The 16,157-nt window shown below is 73.4% G+C and carries 12 protein-coding genes; 8 read left to right on the top strand and 4 right to left on the bottom strand.

Going from position 1 to position 16,157, the window contains the following annotated elements; all coding sequences use genetic code 11:
* Entirely contained in the window at positions 1-1,056 is a 1,056-nt protein-coding gene (locus J3R08_RS22495) for a MoxR family ATPase (RefSeq protein ID WP_043329458.1), read from the bottom strand.
* A 400-nt stretch (positions 1,057-1,456) separates the two neighbouring features.
* Here J3R08_RS22495 and leuS point away from each other — a divergent pair, with 400 nt between their 5' ends.
* A complete protein-coding gene (leuS, locus tag J3R08_RS22490; protein WP_209962686.1) occupies positions 1,457-4,297 on the top strand; it encodes a leucine--tRNA ligase in 2,841 nt (946 codons plus the stop codon).
* A gap of 46 nt (positions 4,298-4,343) precedes the next feature.
* Here leuS and J3R08_RS22485 read toward each other — a convergent pair whose 3' ends face one another.
* From J3R08_RS22485 to J3R08_RS22475, 3 genes are read right to left on the bottom strand one after another with little or no spacing between them, the layout of a single operon-like run.
* Positions 4,344-5,021, bottom strand: coding sequence for a TVP38/TMEM64 family protein (locus tag J3R08_RS22485; RefSeq protein ID WP_374102413.1), 678 nt, complete (start codon positions 5,019-5,021; stop codon positions 4,344-4,346).
* A gap of 29 nt (positions 5,022-5,050) precedes the next feature.
* Positions 5,051-5,773 carry a type 1 glutamine amidotransferase gene (locus tag J3R08_RS22480; RefSeq protein WP_043329464.1) on the bottom strand — a complete coding sequence of 241 codons (723 nt, stop codon included), beginning with the start codon at positions 5,771-5,773 and terminating at the stop codon, positions 5,051-5,053.
* A complete protein-coding gene (locus tag J3R08_RS22475) occupies positions 5,763-7,010 on the bottom strand; it encodes a MurT ligase domain-containing protein (RefSeq protein ID WP_064446416.1) in 1,248 nt (415 codons plus the stop codon). Before J3R08_RS22475 ends, J3R08_RS22480 begins: the two co-directional genes overlap by 11 nt.
* 355 nt (positions 7,011-7,365) lie before the next feature.
* Between J3R08_RS22475 and mraZ the strand changes: the two genes are divergently transcribed.
* From mraZ to mraY, 7 genes are all read left to right on the top strand, one after another.
* On the top strand, positions 7,366-7,797 hold the full coding sequence (mraZ, locus tag J3R08_RS22470; protein WP_013287610.1) for a division/cell wall cluster transcriptional repressor MraZ: 432 nt from the start codon (positions 7,366-7,368) through the stop codon (positions 7,795-7,797).
* Positions 7,798-8,001: 204 nt separating this feature from the next.
* The gene (gene rsmH, locus J3R08_RS22465; protein WP_043331095.1) at positions 8,002-9,111 is read left to right on the top strand and encodes a 16S rRNA (cytosine(1402)-N(4))-methyltransferase RsmH; all 1,110 of its coding nucleotides are present in this window, start codon (positions 8,002-8,004) and stop codon (positions 9,109-9,111) included.
* Complete coding sequence (locus J3R08_RS22460) at positions 9,108-9,689, top strand: hypothetical protein (RefSeq protein WP_043329466.1); 582 nt, start codon at positions 9,108-9,110, stop codon at positions 9,687-9,689. The genes rsmH and J3R08_RS22460 overlap by 4 nt, the downstream gene beginning before the upstream one ends.
* A 3-nt stretch (positions 9,690-9,692) precedes the next feature.
* The gene (locus J3R08_RS22455) at positions 9,693-11,906 is read left to right on the top strand and encodes a penicillin-binding protein 2 (protein ID WP_064445225.1); all 2,214 of its coding nucleotides are present in this window, start codon (positions 9,693-9,695) and stop codon (positions 11,904-11,906) included.
* A gap of 52 nt (positions 11,907-11,958) precedes the next feature.
* A complete protein-coding gene (locus J3R08_RS22450; protein WP_209962684.1) occupies positions 11,959-13,521 on the top strand; it encodes a UDP-N-acetylmuramoyl-L-alanyl-D-glutamate--2,6-diaminopimelate ligase in 1,563 nt (520 codons plus the stop codon).
* Positions 13,518-14,927, top strand: coding sequence for a UDP-N-acetylmuramoyl-tripeptide--D-alanyl-D-alanine ligase (gene murF, locus J3R08_RS22445; RefSeq protein ID WP_043329471.1), 1,410 nt, complete (start codon positions 13,518-13,520; stop codon positions 14,925-14,927). The genes J3R08_RS22450 and murF overlap by 4 nt, the downstream gene beginning before the upstream one ends.
* Positions 14,924-16,051 (top strand): phospho-N-acetylmuramoyl-pentapeptide-transferase, encoded by a 1,128-nt coding sequence (gene mraY / locus J3R08_RS22440; protein WP_043329473.1) that lies wholly within the window; start codon positions 14,924-14,926, stop codon positions 16,049-16,051. Before murF ends, mraY begins: the two co-directional genes overlap by 4 nt.
* Positions 16,052-16,157 lie beyond the last annotated feature (106 nt).

Below are 16,157 nucleotides of genomic sequence, written 5' to 3'. Positions count from 1 at the left end.
TCACGGCCTCCGCGGCTCGTACGGCCCGCGGCCGTTGTTGCCGCCGCCGGGGCGGGTGTCGTACGGCGAACGCTGCCGGTCGTGCGGGAGCGGCAGGCGGTGCACCAGCTCGGAGACGATCGCGTCGGTGGTGCGCCGGGCCAGCTGGGCGTCGGCGGTCGGGATGATCCGGTGCGCCAGCACCGGCACCGCGAGGACCTGGAGGTCGTCCGGCAGCACGTAGTCGCGGCCCTCCAGGGCGGCCACCGCGCGGGCGGTGCGCAGCAGCTGGAGCGTGGCCCGCGGGGATGCGCCCAGGCGCAGGTCCGGCGCCTCCCGGGTGGCGGTGACCAGGTCGATCGCGTACTGCTTGACCGCGTCGGCGACGTGCACCTGCCGGACGTGACCGATCAGCCGGCGGACGGTGGCCGCGTCGGAGACCGGCCGCAGCCCCGACAGCGGGTCGGTGGCGCCGTGCCCGTCGAGCATGGCCAACTCGGCGCGCGGGTCCGGGTAGCCCATGGCGATGCGGGCGGTGAACCGGTCGCGCTGCGCCTCGGGCAGCGGGTACGTGCCCTCCATCTCGATCGGGTTCTGCGTCGCGATCACCATGAACGGCGTCTGCAGCTGGTAGGTGACGCCGTCGACGGTGACCTGGCGCTCCTCCATGCACTCCAGGAGCGCCGACTGGGTCTTCGGCGAGGCCCGGTTGATCTCGTCGCCGACCACCAGGTTGGCGAAGACCGCGCCGGGGCGGAACTCGAAGTCGTGCGTCTCCTGGTTGTAGACGCTCACGCCGGTGACGTCGCTGGGAAGCAGGTCGGGGGTGAACTGGATCCGCCGGACCGAGCAGTCGATGGACCGGGCCATCGCCTTGGCGAGCTTGGTCTTGCCGACGCCGGGCACGTCCTCGATGAGCAGGTGGCCCTCGGCCAGCAGCACCGCCAGGGCGAGCCGGACGGTGGCGGTCTTGCCCTCGATGACCTGCTCGATGTTGGCCACGATGGCCTCGCTGGCGGCGCGGAACTCGTCGTGCGGCAGCAGACCGCCCACCTCGTCCCAGGTCTGTTGTGTCACGGGCCTCCTCCTCGTCGCCTGGACGGCAGCTCTTTATAGAGCACCTGGACCCGCCGTTGGGTTCGCGACGCCGAGCCACGTCTGCCGCAGTAATCTCACTGGCCTCTCAGGCTAACCATGTTTGTCGTTACTGCCGACTCCCGCAGGTGGTCGGTCGGTTACGCCCGGAATATTCGCCGGACCGGGGGACCGGCCGCTCCGGGCGGAACGGGCGCGCCGCCGCCGAGGGCTGCGAGGTACACTGCCTGCATGGCCGGGTTCTTCCTGCTTCTTACCGAGCCGTGTTGATGCGCTGAACGCGCGACAGCACGGCCGCCCCTCCTGCGCGAGGGGCTTTTTTGTGCCCGCAGCAGACCGCCCACAATTTTTCGAATCGCCCGATCCGCGCCGAGGAGACGCCATGAGTGAGGCAGCCGCACCGGCGACCGACATTCCCCCGTTCCGGTACACCGCCGCACTGGCCGACGAGATCGAACACCGCTGGCAGGACACCTGGGAGCGGGACGGCACCTTCCACGCGCCGAACCCGACCGGCCCGCTGGCCGACCCGGGTCATCCGCGCGCGGGCGCCGAGAAGCTGTACGTGCTGGACATGTTCCCGTACCCCTCCGGCGCCGGCCTGCACGTCGGCCACCCGCTGGGCTACATCGGCACCGACTGCTACGCCCGCTACCAGCGGATGGCCGGGCGCAACGTGCTGCACGCGATGGGCTTCGACGCGTTCGGCCTGCCCGCCGAGCAGTACGCGGTGCAGACCGGCACCCACCCCCGCACCACCACCGAGGCGAACATCGAGCGGTACCGGGCGCAGCTGCGCCGGCTGGGGCTGGGCCACGACGAGCGGCGGTCGGTGGCGACCATCGACACCGACTTCTACCGCTGGACGCAGTGGATCTTCCTGCAGGTCTTCAACTCGTGGTACGACACGGACGCACGCAAGGCCCGGCCGATCGCCGAGCTGATCGCCGAGTTCGAGGGCGGCACCCGCGCCACCCCGGACGGGCGGCCGTGGGCCGAGCTGTCCGTGGGGGAGCGGCGGCGCGTCGTGGACGACCACCGCCTGGCGTACGTCTCGGAGGCGCCGGTCAACTGGTGCCCGGGCCTGGGCACCGTGCTGGCCAACGAGGAGGTCACCGCCGACGGCCGCTCCGAGCGCGGCAACTTCCCGGTCTTCAAGCGCAACCTGAAGCAGTGGATGATGCGGATCACCGCGTACGGGGACCGGCTGCTGGAGGACCTGGACACACTGGACTGGCCGGAGCCGATCAAGCTGCAGCAGCGCAACTGGATCGGCCGGTCGACCGGCGCGCACATCGACTTCCCGACCGCCGCCGCGCCGGTGCGGGTGTTCACGACCCGGCCGGACACCGTCTTCGGCGCCACCTACATGGTGCTGGCCCCCGAGCACGAGCTGGTCGACGTGCTGACGCCGGCCGCCTGGCCGGAGGGGACGAAGGACGCCTGGACCGGCGGGCATGCGAGCCCGCGTGAGGCCGTCGAGGCGTACCGGAAGGCCGCCGCGGCCAAGACGGACATGGAGCGGCAGGCGGACAGCAAGGAGAAGACCGGCGTCTTCGTCGGCGCCTACGCGACCAACCCGGTGACCGGCGGGCAGATCCCGATCTTCATCGCCGACTACGTGCTGGCCGGGTACGGCACCGGCGCGATCATGGCGGTGCCCGCGCAGGACGAGCGGGACTGGGACTTCGCCGAGGTCTTCGAGCTGCCGATCGTGCGGACCGTGCAGCCGCCGGAGGGCTTCGCCGGCAAGGCGTACACCGGGGACGGCCCGGCGATCAACAGCGCCGCGCCGGAGCGCGGCATCGACCTGGACGGCCTGGGCGTCACCGAGGCCAAGGCGCGGATCATCGAGTGGCTGGAGGCGAACGGACACGGCGCCGGCGCGGTCACCTGGCGGCTGCGCGACTGGCTGTTCTCCCGGCAGCGTTACTGGGGCGAGCCGTTCCCGATCGTGTACGACGAGACCGGCGCGCCGATCGCGCTGCCCGAGTCGATGCTGCCGGTCGAGCTGCCCGAGGTGGAGGACTTCTCGCCGAAGACGTTCGACGCCGACGACGCCGACAGCAACCCGGAGACCCCGCTGTCGCGGCGGCGCGACTGGGTCGAGGTCGAGCTGGACCTGGGCGACGGGCCCAAGCGCTACACCCGCGAGACCAACGTGATGCCGCAGTGGGCCGGCTCCTGCTGGTACGAGCTGCGCTACCTGGATCCGACCGACTCGCAGCGCTTCGCCGACCCGGAGAACGAGGCGTACTGGATGGGGCCGCAGCGCCCGGGTGACTGCGGTGGCACCGACCTGTACGTCGGCGGCGCCGAGCACGCCGTGCTGCACCTGCTGTACGCGCGCTTCTGGCACAAGGTGCTGTACGACCTGGGCCACGTCTCGTCGTTCGAGCCGTTCCGCCGCCTGTTCAACCAGGGCATGATCCAGGCGTACGCGTTCGTCGACCCGCGCGGCGCGTACGTGCCCGCCGAGGAGGTCGTCGAGGTCGACGGCCGCTGGTTCCACGGCGAGACCGAGGTCCGGCGCGAGTACGGCAAGATGGGCAAGTCGCTGAAGAACGTCGTCACCCCGGACGACATGTGCGCGGCGTACGGCGCGGACACGTTCCGGGTGTACGAGATGTCGATGGGCCCGCTGGAGGTGTCCCGCCCGTGGGAGACCCGGGCGGTCGTCGGCTCGTACCGGTTCCTGCAGCGGGTCTGGCGCACCGTCGTCGACGAGCAGACCGGTGAGCTGCGGGTCACCGACGCGCCGGCCGACGAGGCGACCCGGCGGCTGCTGCACAAGGCGATCGACGGGGTCCGCGCCGACATGGACGGGATCCGGTTCAACACCGCCATCGCCAAGCTGATCGAGCTGACCAACGGCCTGACCCGGCTGGCGGAGACGCCGCGTGAGGTGGCCGAGCCGCTGGTGCTGATGGTCGCGCCGTTCGCCCCGCACATGGCGGAGGAGCTGTGGCGCAAGCTGGGTCACGAGCACTCGCTGGCGTACGCGGACTTCCCGGTCGCCGACCCGGCCCTGCTGGTGGCCGAGTCGGTCACGTACCCGGTGCAGGTCAACGGCAAGGTCCGGGGCCGGATCGAGGTGCCGGCCGACGCGTCCGAGGAGACGGTCCGCGCGGCGGCGCTGGAGGCGGTCGCCGGCACCCTGGCCGGCAAGGAGCCGCGCAAGGTGATCGTGGTGAAGGGCCGGATGGTCTCGGTCGTCGTCTGACCCGGCGGGTGGGCGTGTCCACACGCGGGACACGCCCACCCGCCGGTCAGGTCGCGCGGCGTCGCCGTTCGGCCCGCCACCAGCGGTGGACGATCAGCACGCTGGCGATCAGGCCGAGGCTCGCAGGCGCCGCCGCGTACCAGTTGATCGACCCGGGCGTGGTCACCGCCGCGCCGATCGCCGCGTAACCGATGGCGGTGGGGGCGGAGGCGATCACGCTGCCGGCCAGGAACGGCACCACCCGGGCGGCGGTGGTGCCGTAGCCGTAGCTGACCAGGCCGAACCCGGCGATCGGCAGCAGCCGGACGGTGATCACGCCGAAGACGCTCTGCCGGGCGAACCAGCCGTCGAGGCGGGCCAGCCGGCCGCGTACCCGCTCGGCGACGAAGTCGCGCCCGAGCACCCGCCCCACCGTGAAGCCGAGGGCCGCCGCCAGCAGCGCCGCGCCGAGCGCGTACGCGGCGCCCTGCACCGGGCCGAAGATCGCGCCCGCGGCCAGCGTGACGAACGTGCGCGGCACCAGAGCCACCAGCAGCAGCGCGCCGCCGAGAACCGCCGCGGGCGGGCCGTAGCCGCCGAGCGAGTCGGCGAGCCGGGGCAGGTCGGCCGGATCCGGCCGCGGCACCAGCAGCAGCGTCACGCCGAACCCGGCGAGCAGCAGCAGGAGCAGCCCGAACCGGCGCGCCGAGGGCTGCCGCAGCAACCCGGCGAGCCGGCGGGCCACCGGTCGCCGCCCCGGCCGGGCGGCGTCGGTCACGGCCTCGGGGCGGCGGCCACCGCGGTGCGGCGTTCGGAGCGGAGCCGGTCGGCCCAGGTGTCGTCGAGCGGCGGAAGCTGGTGGATGCCGGTCGCCCAGCGCAGCAGCAGGTCGGCCAGGTCGGGGTTGCGCGCCAGCGCCGGGCCGTGCGAGTAGGTGCCGAGCAGCTTGCCCCGCCACGCGCCCTCGGTGGCGCCGTCGTTGCCGACGCCCGTGGTGACCCGGGCCAGCGGGGACACGCCGGGGCCGAGGTGGGTACGGCCGCCGTGGTTCTCGAACCCGGACAGGTGCGGGATGCCCAGCCGCGGGTCGACCTCGCCGGCCAGCTCGCCGACGGCCCGGGTGGGACCGCGGTCGGAGGAGAGGTCGAGCAGCTCCAGGCCGGCGCACTGGGTGCCCTTGGCGAAGAAGGAGGTGCCGAGCAACTGGTAGCCGGCGCAGACGCCGAACACCACCGAGCCCTGGGCCACCGCCCGGTGCAGGCCGCCGTCGGCGATCAGGCGCTGGGCGCCGAGCGCCTGCGGGCCGTCCTCGCCGCCGCCGAGCAGGTAGATGTCGGCGGTGGCGGGCAGCCGCTGGTCGGAGCGGACCTCCAGCACCTCGACCGGCATGCCGCGCAGCTGGGCCCGGCGGGCCAGGATCAGCGCGTTGCCCCGGTCGCCGTAGGTGGACAGCAGGTCGGGATAGATCCAGACGATGCGCAGGCTCTCAGTTGACACGGTCCAGCTCCGCTCGGATGTCCTGGAAGGCGGTGTAGTTGGCGATGACCTCCAGCCGGCCCGGCGGCACCGCGCGGACCGCCTCGTCGAAGCTGCGGACGTGCTGGAACGGCACGCCGTTGACCTCGAGCCGCACCGCCAGGTCGTACGCCCGGTCGCCGGTGATCAGCACCTGCCGGCCGGTCAGCGGGGAGAAGTCCACGTCGAACAGCCAGGACGTGTCCAGCCCGTCGGGGTCGCGGGCGTTGATGGACAGCAGTGTCGGCGCGACGTCGGCCATGTCGAACGCCTCCAGCCAGCTCGCCGGGTTCTTCGCCAGCAGCAGCCGGATGTTGCGCCCGTCGCGGTTCACCTGGGCGTAGCGCCCGGCCACCGAGGTGACGGTGCCGAGCCGGGAGACCGCGTCCACCGGGCGTACGCCGAACTCGGCGGCGACGGCCAGGGCGGTGGCCGCGTTGCCGAGGTTGACCTTGCCGGGGAGCTGAAGCTGGATCTTGTGCCAGGCGCCGGTGGGGTCGAGCACGCCGTCGTCCTCGACCGTCCAGTTCGGCTCGGGGCGGCGCAGCGGGCAGCCGGTGCACCACCACTGCTCACCGGAGCGCTGGATGGTGGAGCCGCACTCGGGGCAGACCCAGGAGTCGTCGTGCCAGCGCTGCCCGGCGCTGAACCAGGTGACGTGCGGCGGCACGTGGCCCTGGGCCGGGTCGGCCGGCGGGGTGGCGGCCCACACCACCATCGGGTCGTCGGCGTTGGCGACCACCCGTACCCGCGGGTGCCGGACCAGGGCGGCGCGCCAGAGCTGCGCCATCATGGCGACCTCCTTGGCGCGGTCGAGCTGGTCGCGGGAGAGGTTGAGCAGCGCCACCACGTGCGGCTCGGTCGCCTCCAGCACCTGGGCGAGGTAGTGCTCGTCCACCTCCAGCACCGCGTACGGCGTGCTGCCGGCCTTGGCGAGCGCCGAGGTGTGGCCGGTGGGCATGTTCGCGCCGAAGGAGTTGGTGGCGACCCGGCCCAGCACGCCGACCGCGGCGGTGGTGAGCCGGGTGGTGGTGGTCTTGCCGTTGGTGCCGGACACCAGGGCGATGGCGCGCCCGGCCGAGAGGTGGGCGAGCAGGTCCGGGTCGATCTTGAGGCCGATCCAGCCGCCGATCACCGAGCCGTCGCCACGGCCCGCGGCCCGCGACAGTGCCGCGGCGGTGCGCGACACGGAGCTGGCCACCTTTGCCCGCAAGGGCATCTTCGCGTCCGTCACGCGAGCGAGGTTACCGGACCGCCACCTCCACCAGATCGCCGCCGACGGCGAACCGTTCGGCCGGGGACGTTCCGGCGGACGGGTGGAGCGCGCGGGGCCGGACGGCGTCGGTCGATGTCGGGTAGCGGACGGTGCCGGGCGCGCCCCACCCCCTCCACTCCGCCCCACCCGCGTTGACGTGCGGTTTTGCGCGCGGAAACGCCACGCCGCGCGGGCGATTCTGGTTGCAGGTGGAGGGAAGTGGAGTAGAGTGGGGCGCGATGGTGAGGCCGGGAGGGCCACACCGGCCCGGGGGGTCAGCGGCGCCGCGAACGCCGCTCAGGGCGAGGGGGTTGGGCCGATGTTCCTCGGCACCCACACTCCGCGCCTGGACGACAAAGGCCGGTTGATCCTGCCGGCGAAGTTCCGGGACGAACTGGCGGGGGGTGTCGTGATCACCAAAGGGCAGGAGCGCTGCCTCTACGTCTTCCCGATGCCCGAGTTCCAGCGGATCGCCGACCAGTTGCGCGCGCAGCCGATGACGAGCAAGGCGGCCCGGGCCTACAGCCGGGTCTTCTTCGCCAGCGCGCACGACGAGGTGCCGGACAAGCAGGGGCGGGTCACCATACCCGGCCACCTGCGGTCGTACGCGGCACTGGACCGGGATCTGGTCGTGATCGGAGCGAGCACCCGGGTGGAGATCTGGGACAAGGCGGCCTGGGAGGCCTACCTCGCGGAGAGCGAAGACGACTTCGCCGACATCGAGGAGGGGGTGCTGCCCGGCGGTCTGTAGGGCGTGACGGCGCCCGACGTACTGCGAGATCTCCAGCCGCTTTCGAGTTCCTGGCACCCCTTCCCCGGTGCCAGGCGCACGATCCGACACGGAGGGCCGCGGCCTCCGGCGGGCGGGAGCGGATGGGGATCTGGCGGTATGGCGAGGCGTCGTGGCGACGACGGACACGTGACGGAACGGTTGGCGAACGGGGTGGGGGTCGAGATGGGGGAGCTACGCGGCACGCACGTGCCGGTGCTGCTCGAGCGGTGTCTCGAGCTGCTGGCCCCCGCACTGGGCCGGCCCGGTCGCACCGTCCACGTCGACGCCACGCTCGGCCTGGCCGGGCACGCCGAGGCGGTGCTCACGGCGCATCCGGACACGGTGCTGATCGGCCTGGACCGGGACACCGAGGCGCTCGCCCACGCGCGGGTCCGCCTGGCCCGGTTCGCCGACCGGATCCACCTGGAGCACGCCGTCTACGACGAGCTGCCCGAGGTGCTCGACCGGCTCGGTTACCCGGCGATCGACGGGGTGCTGTTCGACCTGGGCGTCTCGTCGCTGCAACTGGACGCGCCCGACCGCGGGTTCGCGTACGCGCAGGACGCGCCGCTGGACATGCGGATGGACCAGACCCGGGGGGTGACCGCCGAGGAGGTGGTCAACACCTACTCCCACCCGGACCTGGCCCGCCTGCTGCGGGTGTACGGCGAGGAGAAGTTCGCCGGGAAGATCGCCTCGGCGATCATCCGGGAACGGGAGCGGGCCCGGATCACGTCGTCGGCCCGGCTGGCCGAGCTGGTCCGGGAGAGCATTCCGGCGCCAGCCCGACGAACTGGCGGACACCCGGCAAAGAGAACGTTTCAGGCTTTACGGATCGAGGTAAACAGAGAACTGGCAGCGCTGGAGACAGCGCTGCCGGCCGCTCTGGACAAGCTCACAGTGGGCGGCCGCATGGTGGTCCTGTCCTACCACTCGCTGGAGGACCGGCTCACCAAGCACGCGCTCGCCGACCGGGTCCGCAGCAAGGGCCCGGTCGACCTCCCGGTCGAACTGCCCGGGTCGGGCCCGACGTTCCGGCTGTTGAGCCGGGGCGCCGAGCTGCCCGGGGAGGCGGAGGTGGCCGCGAACCCGCGCGCCGCCTCGGTGCGGCTGCGGGCAGCGGAACGGCTCGACCCGGAGGCGGCCCGGCAGGGGCGTACCGACCGCGAACGGTACCGCCGCCGGGTGAAGGCGATGCACCAACCGGGGACGGGGTCACCGGGGTCCGGGACGGACCCCGCGTCGGCTCCGGGGGACGGGATCGGGACGGACGAAGAGGGGGAGGGGACATGAACGTCGAGAAGCGCGACGGCCGGGGAGCCGTCGGGCAGCGCGCACCGCGGTCGGGGGGCCGGACCGCGGCGCAGCGCACCACGCGGGCCACGACGGCGACCGACCGCCGGGAGGACACTCGCGCCCGGGGGGCGCGCGAGTTCCCGACGCAGGGCAGCGCCGCTCTGCGGCCGGCCGAGCGGACCCGGGTCACCGGCACGCCGGCGCCGCGCCTGCGGGTCGCCCCGCCGGCGCCGATCCGGGTGCCCCGGGCGCCTTTCGTCGCACTGATCCTGGTTCTCGTGGTCGGTGGGGTGCTGGGCATCCTGGCCGTCAACACCAAGATCAATGAGAACGCCTTCAAGCTGGAGAGGCTCCAGCAGCAGCAGGCCAAGCTCGACGTGGACGAGCAGGAGCTCAAGAAGGAGATCGCCAACCAGAAGGCACCCGGCAACCTGACCGCCAACGCCCGCAAGCTGGGCCTGGTCGAGTCCGAGGACCCGGCCTACATCCGGCTGCCGGACGGGCAGACCATCGGGGTGCCGCACCCCGCCCAGGGCGCCCCGTCGGTCACCAGCCAGCAGGGCAACGGAGGCTGAGCGGTGCCGCCGAGATCGGAGGATCCGCGCCGGGACGCCACGGGCTCCCGGCGCGGATCGTCGCGGGGGTCGGAGCCGCGCGAGCCGGGTCTCGGCGGGATCTCCGACGCCCGGGCGTACACCCCACGCGGACGGACCGTGCGCGAGGGCGGCGGCGCCGAGCAACGGCGTACCCCCCGCAGCACCCGGTCCGGCGACCCGTTCCGGCCCGCGTTGCAGGTGCTCGACGGCGGCCGGGCCGGGCGTGCCGGCACGCGCGAGCCCACGGGTGACGGCGCCCGGACCGGCCGCCGGGCCACCGCCGCGGGCGGCCGGGCCGGCGTGGTGCGGACCGTCTCGTCCCGGCCCGTGCGGGAGCCGTTCGACGACGAGGAGGACGCGCCGCCGCCGCGCCGCCGGTCCCAGCCGCGCCGTCCCGCCGCCCAGCCGCGCCGACCGGTCCGCAAGCCGCGCCGGCCCCCGCGGCTGGGCGATCCGCGCCGGCGGCTGCGCCTCGGCACGCTGCTGGCGCTGACGTTGTTCGCCAGCATCGGCGTGCGGCTGGTCTACCTCCAGACCGTCGACACCCCGGCGTACGCCGACGGCGGCCTGCCCAACCGGCTCGCCGTGGTCGAGCTGCCGGCCCCGCGCGGGGCGATCCTCGACCGCAACGGTGAGCCGCTGGCGCACAGTGTGGAGGCCCGGTACGTGTTCGCCGACCCGACCCGGGTCAAGGACCGCGCCGCCACCGCACGGGCGCTGTCCCCGTTGCTCGGCGTGCCCGCCTCGGACCTGGCCGAGAAGATGCGCGAGCGCAACCTGCCCGGCACCGACACCCCGTTGCAGTTCGTCTACCTGGCCCGGGGCGTCGAGATCGGCACCGCGAAGCGGATCATGGCGCTCGACCTGGCCGGCATCAACGTGCACCGGGACGAGCGGCGCGAGGTGCCCGGCGGGGACCTGGCCGCGAACCTGCTCGGCTTCGTCGGCCAGGACATGAACGGCCTGGAGGGGCTGGAGGCCAGGTACGACGACGTGCTGCGGGGACAGGCCGGCAAGCGGACCTACGAGGTGGGCCAGGGTGACCTGGCCGCGCCCATCCCGGGCGGCTACAGCCGGACCACCCAGCCGAAGCCGGGCAGCTCGCTGCAACTCACTGTCGACCGGGACCTGCAGTTCATGACGCAGCGGATCCTGGCGAAGCAGACGGAGAAGGTGAAGGGCAGCGTCGGCGCCGCGGTGATCATCGAGATCCCCAGCGGCGAGGTGCTGGCCCAGGCCAGCCAGCCGACGTACGACGCGGCCAACCCCACCAAGGTCACCTCGCCGTCGGACCGGGACGACGCGGCCACCACGTTCGTGGTCGACCCGGGCTCGATCCACAAGGCGATCACGTTCGGCGCGGCGCTCCAGGAGGGCGTGATCACCCCGGACACCGCGTTCCCGGTCGCCAACACCATCGAGCGGGGCGGGGTCACCTTCCGCGACACCCACCCGGTCGACGGCCGCACCATGAGCATCCCCGGCATGCTCGCCTTCTCGTCGAACGTCGGCACGATCGAGATCGGCGAGAAGCTGGGCAAGGAACGGCTCTTCGACTACCAGAAGCGGTTCGGGCTGGGCCAGGTGACAGGCGAGGGCATGCCGGGTGAGGCGGCCGGCCGGCTGCTCCCGCCGGACCAGTGGAGCGGCTCGGCGTACGGGTCGGTGCCGATCGGGCACAGCGTGGACGCCACGCCGCTGCAGATGGCCGCCGCGTACGCGGCCATCGCCAACAACGGCACGTACGTGCAGCCGCACCTGGTCAAGGAGACGATCGGCGCGGACGGCACACGCAGCCCCGCCGCGACGCCGACCACCCGGTCCGTGCTCAGCCCCGCGAACGCGGCCGCGCTGCGCCGGATGATGGAGGCGGTCACCACCGTCGACGGCCCGGAGGGGCAGGCCACCGGGCTGGCCGCCGCTGTGCCCGGCTACCGGGTGGCCGGCAAGACCGGCACCGGGCTGCGCTACGACAACGGCAAGCAGCAGCCCGGTGAGGTCGGCTCGTTCATCGGCATGGCCCCGGCGGAGAACCCCCGGTACGTGGTGGCGGTCTTCGTGTGGAGCCCCGGCGGCGGTGGCGGCGCGGTGGCCGCGCCCGCGTTCCGGGAGATGATGGGCTTCACTCTCCGCCACTACCGGGTGCCTCCGTCGCTGACCAACAAGTCCCCGAAGTTCGAGGTCTTTCCGCGCTGAGCCGGGACGGCGGGACATCATCGGTGAGTGGCGACGAACCACCGGGGCGGCTGTGCGGTCGGAACCGGACGACCGGGTAGGGTCTGACGCCGTGCCCGGCAATCCACGTCCCGCCACCGTGCGTCCCGTACGGCTCGGCGACCTCGCCGCCCGCGTGGCGGTGACCCCGCCGGAGGGGGCCGCCGAGGTGGCTGTCACCGGCGTGACCCACGCCAGCCAGGAGGTCCGCCCCGGCGACCTGTACGCGGCCCTGCCCGGCGCGCGGCGCCACGGCGCGGAGTTCGCCGCCGCCGCCGCCGAGGCGGGCGCGGTGGCCCTGCTCACCGACCCGGCCGGCGTGGCGCTGGCCGTCGGCGCCGGCCTGCCCGTGCTCGTCGTCGACGACCCGCGCGAGGCGCTCGGCGAGGTGGCCGCCACGGTCTACGGCGACCCGACCGCCGGCCTGACCGTGATCGGCGTGACCGGCACCGCCGGCAAGACGTCCACCAGCTACCTGGTCGAGTCCGGGCTGCGCGCCGCCGGGCGCGTCACCGGCCTGATCGGCACCGTGGAGACCCGCCTCGGTGACCTGGTGATCGACAGCGTCCGGACCACCCCGGAGGCCACCGACCTGCACGCCATGCTCGCGGTGGCCCGCGAGCACGGGGTGGACACCGTGGTCATGGAGGTGTCCAGCCACGCCCTGGCGATGGGCCGCGTCGGCGGCGTCCGCTTCGACGTCGGCGGCTACACCAACTTCGGCTCCGACCACCTGGACTTCCACGCCGACGAGGCGGACTACTTCGCGGCCAAGGCCCGGCTGTTCGACGGCCGCTGCCGGGTCGAGGTGCTCAACCACGACGACCCGGCGCTGCGCCCGCTGTACAAGGCGGGCACGGTCACCTACTCGGCGGCCGGCGACCCGGACGCCACCTGGTGGGCCGAGGGCATCGACGGCGAGGGGTACGCGCAGCGCTTCACCCTGCACGGGCCGGACGGGCTCGCGCTGCCCACCGGCGTGGCGCTGCCCGGCCGGCACAACGTGGCGAACGCGCTGCTGGCCGTCGCGCTCCTGGTCGCCGTCGGGGTGGACGCGGAGACCGCGGCGCGCGGCGTGGCCGCCTGCGGCGGCGTGCCCGGGCGGCTGGAACTGGTCAGCGGCGACGCCCCGGTACGCGGGGTGGTCGACTACGCGCACAAGGCCAACGCGATCGAGGCGGTGCTGACCGCGCTGCGCGACCTGACCGGCGGCCGGCTGATCTGCGTGCTGGGCGCCGGCGGCGACCGGGACCGGGGCAAGCGGCCGGTGATGGGCGGCGTGGCCGCGCGCGGCGCCGACGTGGTGCTGGTGACCGACGACAACCCGCGGACCGAGGACCCGGCCGCGATCCGGGCCGAGGTGCTGGCCGGCGCGTACGCCGCCGCGACCCCGGCCCGCGTCATCGAGGTGCCCGGGCGGCGGGCGGCGATCGAGGAGGCGGTCCGGGTGGCCGAACCGGGTGACGTGGTGGCGGTGCTGGGCAAGGGCCAGGAACGCGGCCAGGAGATCGGCGGCGAGGTGCTGCCGTTCGACGACCGGGTGGAGCTGGCGGCGGCGCTGCGCGCCCGCTTCGGTGACCTGGTGGGTCAGCGGTGATCCCGCTGACGCTGGCCGAGGTGGCCACCGCCGTCGACGGCCGGCTCGTCGGCGCCGACCCGGACGCCCGGGTCACCGGCACCGTCGAGTTCGACTCCCGCAAGGTGAGCCGGGGCGGCCTGTTCGTGGCCTTCCCCGGCGAGCGGGTGGACGGCCACGACTACGCGGCCGGCGCGATCTCCTCGGGCGCGGTGGCGGTGCTCGGCACCCGGGAGGTGCCGGGCGTGCCGATGGTGCTCGTCGGCGACGCGCTCGACGCGATGGGCCGGCTGGCCCGCGCCGTCGTCGACCGGCTGCCCGGCCTGACCGTCATCGGGCTGACCGGCTCGTCCGGCAAGACCACCACCAAGGACCTGATCGCCCAGGTCGCGGTCCGGCTCGGCCCGACGGTGGCCCCGCCCGGCTCGTTCAACAACGAGCTGGGGCACCCGTACACGGCGCTGCAGGCCACCCCGGAGACCCGCTTCCTGGTGATGGAGAAGGGCGCCCGCGGGGTGGGGCACGTCCGGTACCTGTGCGACGTGGTGCCGCCCCGGATCTCGGTGGTGCTCAACGTCGGCGTGGCGCACCTGGGCGAGTTCGGCTCGGTGGAGGCCATCGCGCTGGCCAAGGGGGAGCTGGTCGAGGCGCTGCCCTCCGACGGGCTGGCGGTGCTCAACGCCGACGACCCGCGGGTGGACGCGATGTCGACGCGTACGCAGGCCCGGGTGGTGCGGTACGGCGAGTCGGAGCGCGCCGACGTGCGCGCCGTGGACGTGACGCTCGACGGCCGGGGCCGGCCCTCGTACACGCTTGTCACCCCGGAGGGGAGCGCGCCGGTGCGGCTCGGGCTGACCGGCCGGCACCAGGTCTCCAACTCGCTCGCCGCGGCGGCGGTCGGGCGCGAGCTGGGCCTGCCACTGCCCGACCTGGCGGCGGCGCTGAACGAGCTGGGCCTGGTCTCCACCCGGCGGATGGACGTCTTCGAGCGCCCCGACGGGGTGACCGTGATCGACGACTCGTACAACGCGAACCCGGCCTCCACCGGCGTGGCGCTGCGGGCGTTGGCCAGCATGCGCGGCGAGGGGCGTACGGTCGCGGTGCTCGGCTACATGGCCGAGCTGGGTGACTTCGAACTTCAGGGGCATCAGCAGGTCGGCCGGCTCGCGGCCGAGCTGGGAGTGGACCGGCTGCTCGTGGTGGGCGAGCCGGCGGCGCCGATCCACGAGGGCGCGACAGCGGTAGGCAATTGGGGAGGAGAGTCGGTGCTGCTCAGCGATCAGGCGGCGGCCGTCGAGGTGCTGCGGAGCGAGCTGCGTCCGGGAGACGTGGTGCTGGTGAAGGGCTCCCGGTACCGGACCTGGGAGGTGGCCGACGCGCTGCGCGCGGACGCCCGCGAGGGTGCGACGGAGGGCGGCGCCGCATGAGGGCGGTCATCGTCGCCATCGGGGTCGCGTTCCTGATCTCGCTGTTCTGCACCCCGATCGCGATCAAGGTGTTCGCCCGGCTGAAGGCCGGCCAGCCGATCCGGTCGAACCTCGGGCTCGCCAGCAACGAGGGCAAGAAGGGCACGCCGACGATGGGCGGCGTGGTCTTCATCCTGGCCACTGTCATCGCGTACGTCGCCGGGCACCTGGCCCTGACCACGCTGCCGGACGCGCAGATCGCCCAGGTCGAGCCGACGATCACGGCGCTGGTGCTGCTGGGGCTGATGGTGTTCTCCGGCGCGGTCGGCTTCATCGACGACTTCCTGAAGGTGCGCAAGCGGCACAGCGGCGGCCTCAACAAGCGGGGCAAGCTGGCCGGGCAGATCCTGGTCGGCGCGGTCTTCGGCGCGGTGGCGGTCTACTTCCCGTCGAGCATGACCGACGCCGGCGGCAACGCGACGAACACCGAGACGGTGGCCAGCACCACGCTGAGCTTCATCCGGGACATCCCGGCGCTGGAGATCGGCAAGATCGGCTCGGTGATCGTCATCATCATGGTGGTCATGGCCGCCACCAACGGCGTCAACCTCACCGACGGCCTGGACGGCCTGGCCACCGGCGCCTCGGTGATGGTGCTCGCGGCGTACGCGCTCATCGCGTTCTGGCAGTACCGGCACTGGTGCGCCGACCCGAACTACACCGAGGCGTACTGCTACACCGTGCGCGACCCGCTGGAGATCGCGCTGATCGCCGGCGCGGCGGCGGGCGCCTGCGTGGGCTTCCTGTGGTGGAACACGTCCCCGGCGCGGATCTTCATGGGTGACACCGGCGCGCTCGGGCTGGGCGGCCTGATCGCCGGCATGGCGATGTCCACCCGCACGATCCTGCTGCTGCCGATCCTGGGCGGCCTGTTCGTGATCATCACGATGTCGGTGGTCATCCAGATCATCTCGTTCCGTACCACCGGCAAGCGGGTGTTCCGGATGTCGCCGTTGCAGCACCACTTCGAGCTGGCCGGCTGGAGCGAGGTCAACATCGTGGTCCGCTTCTGGATCATCGCCGGCATCGGCGTGGCCATCGCGCTGGGCCTGTTCTACAGCGAGTTCCTCGCCGCGGTCAGCTAGGTGTAAGGAAGGGCCCCTTATTAACAGACGTCTGTTAATAAGGGGCCCTTCCTTCAGATCCGACACGCCGACCGGGCGGTTGCGCCACGGGCGGGCGGGGCGAGCG

The organism is Micromonospora sp. HB375, from assembly GCF_017872985.1.
Taxonomy (GTDB): domain Bacteria; phylum Actinomycetota; class Actinomycetes; order Mycobacteriales; family Micromonosporaceae; genus Micromonospora; species Micromonospora chalcea.
Note: the sequence above shows the minus strand (reverse complement) of the source record. Positions and strands in the feature narration are given on the sequence as shown.

Bases quoted from the DNA above. Each gene is read 5' to 3' on its own strand.
- leuS (WP_209962686.1), top strand. From the start codon at position 1,457: ATGAGTGAGGCAGCCGCACCGGCGACCGACATTCCCCCGTTCCGGTAC.
- J3R08_RS22475 (WP_064446416.1), bottom strand. From the start codon at position 7,010: ATGCCCTTGCGGGCAAAGGTGGCCAGCTCCGTGTCGCGCACCGCCGCG.
- mraZ (WP_013287610.1), top strand. From the start codon at position 7,366: ATGTTCCTCGGCACCCACACTCCGCGCCTGGACGACAAAGGCCGGTTG.
- rsmH (WP_043331095.1), top strand. From the start codon at position 8,002: ATGGGGGAGCTACGCGGCACGCACGTGCCGGTGCTGCTCGAGCGGTGT.
- J3R08_RS22460 (WP_043329466.1), top strand. From the start codon at position 9,108: ATGAACGTCGAGAAGCGCGACGGCCGGGGAGCCGTCGGGCAGCGCGCA.
- mraY (WP_043329473.1), top strand. From the start codon at position 14,924: ATGAGGGCGGTCATCGTCGCCATCGGGGTCGCGTTCCTGATCTCGCTG.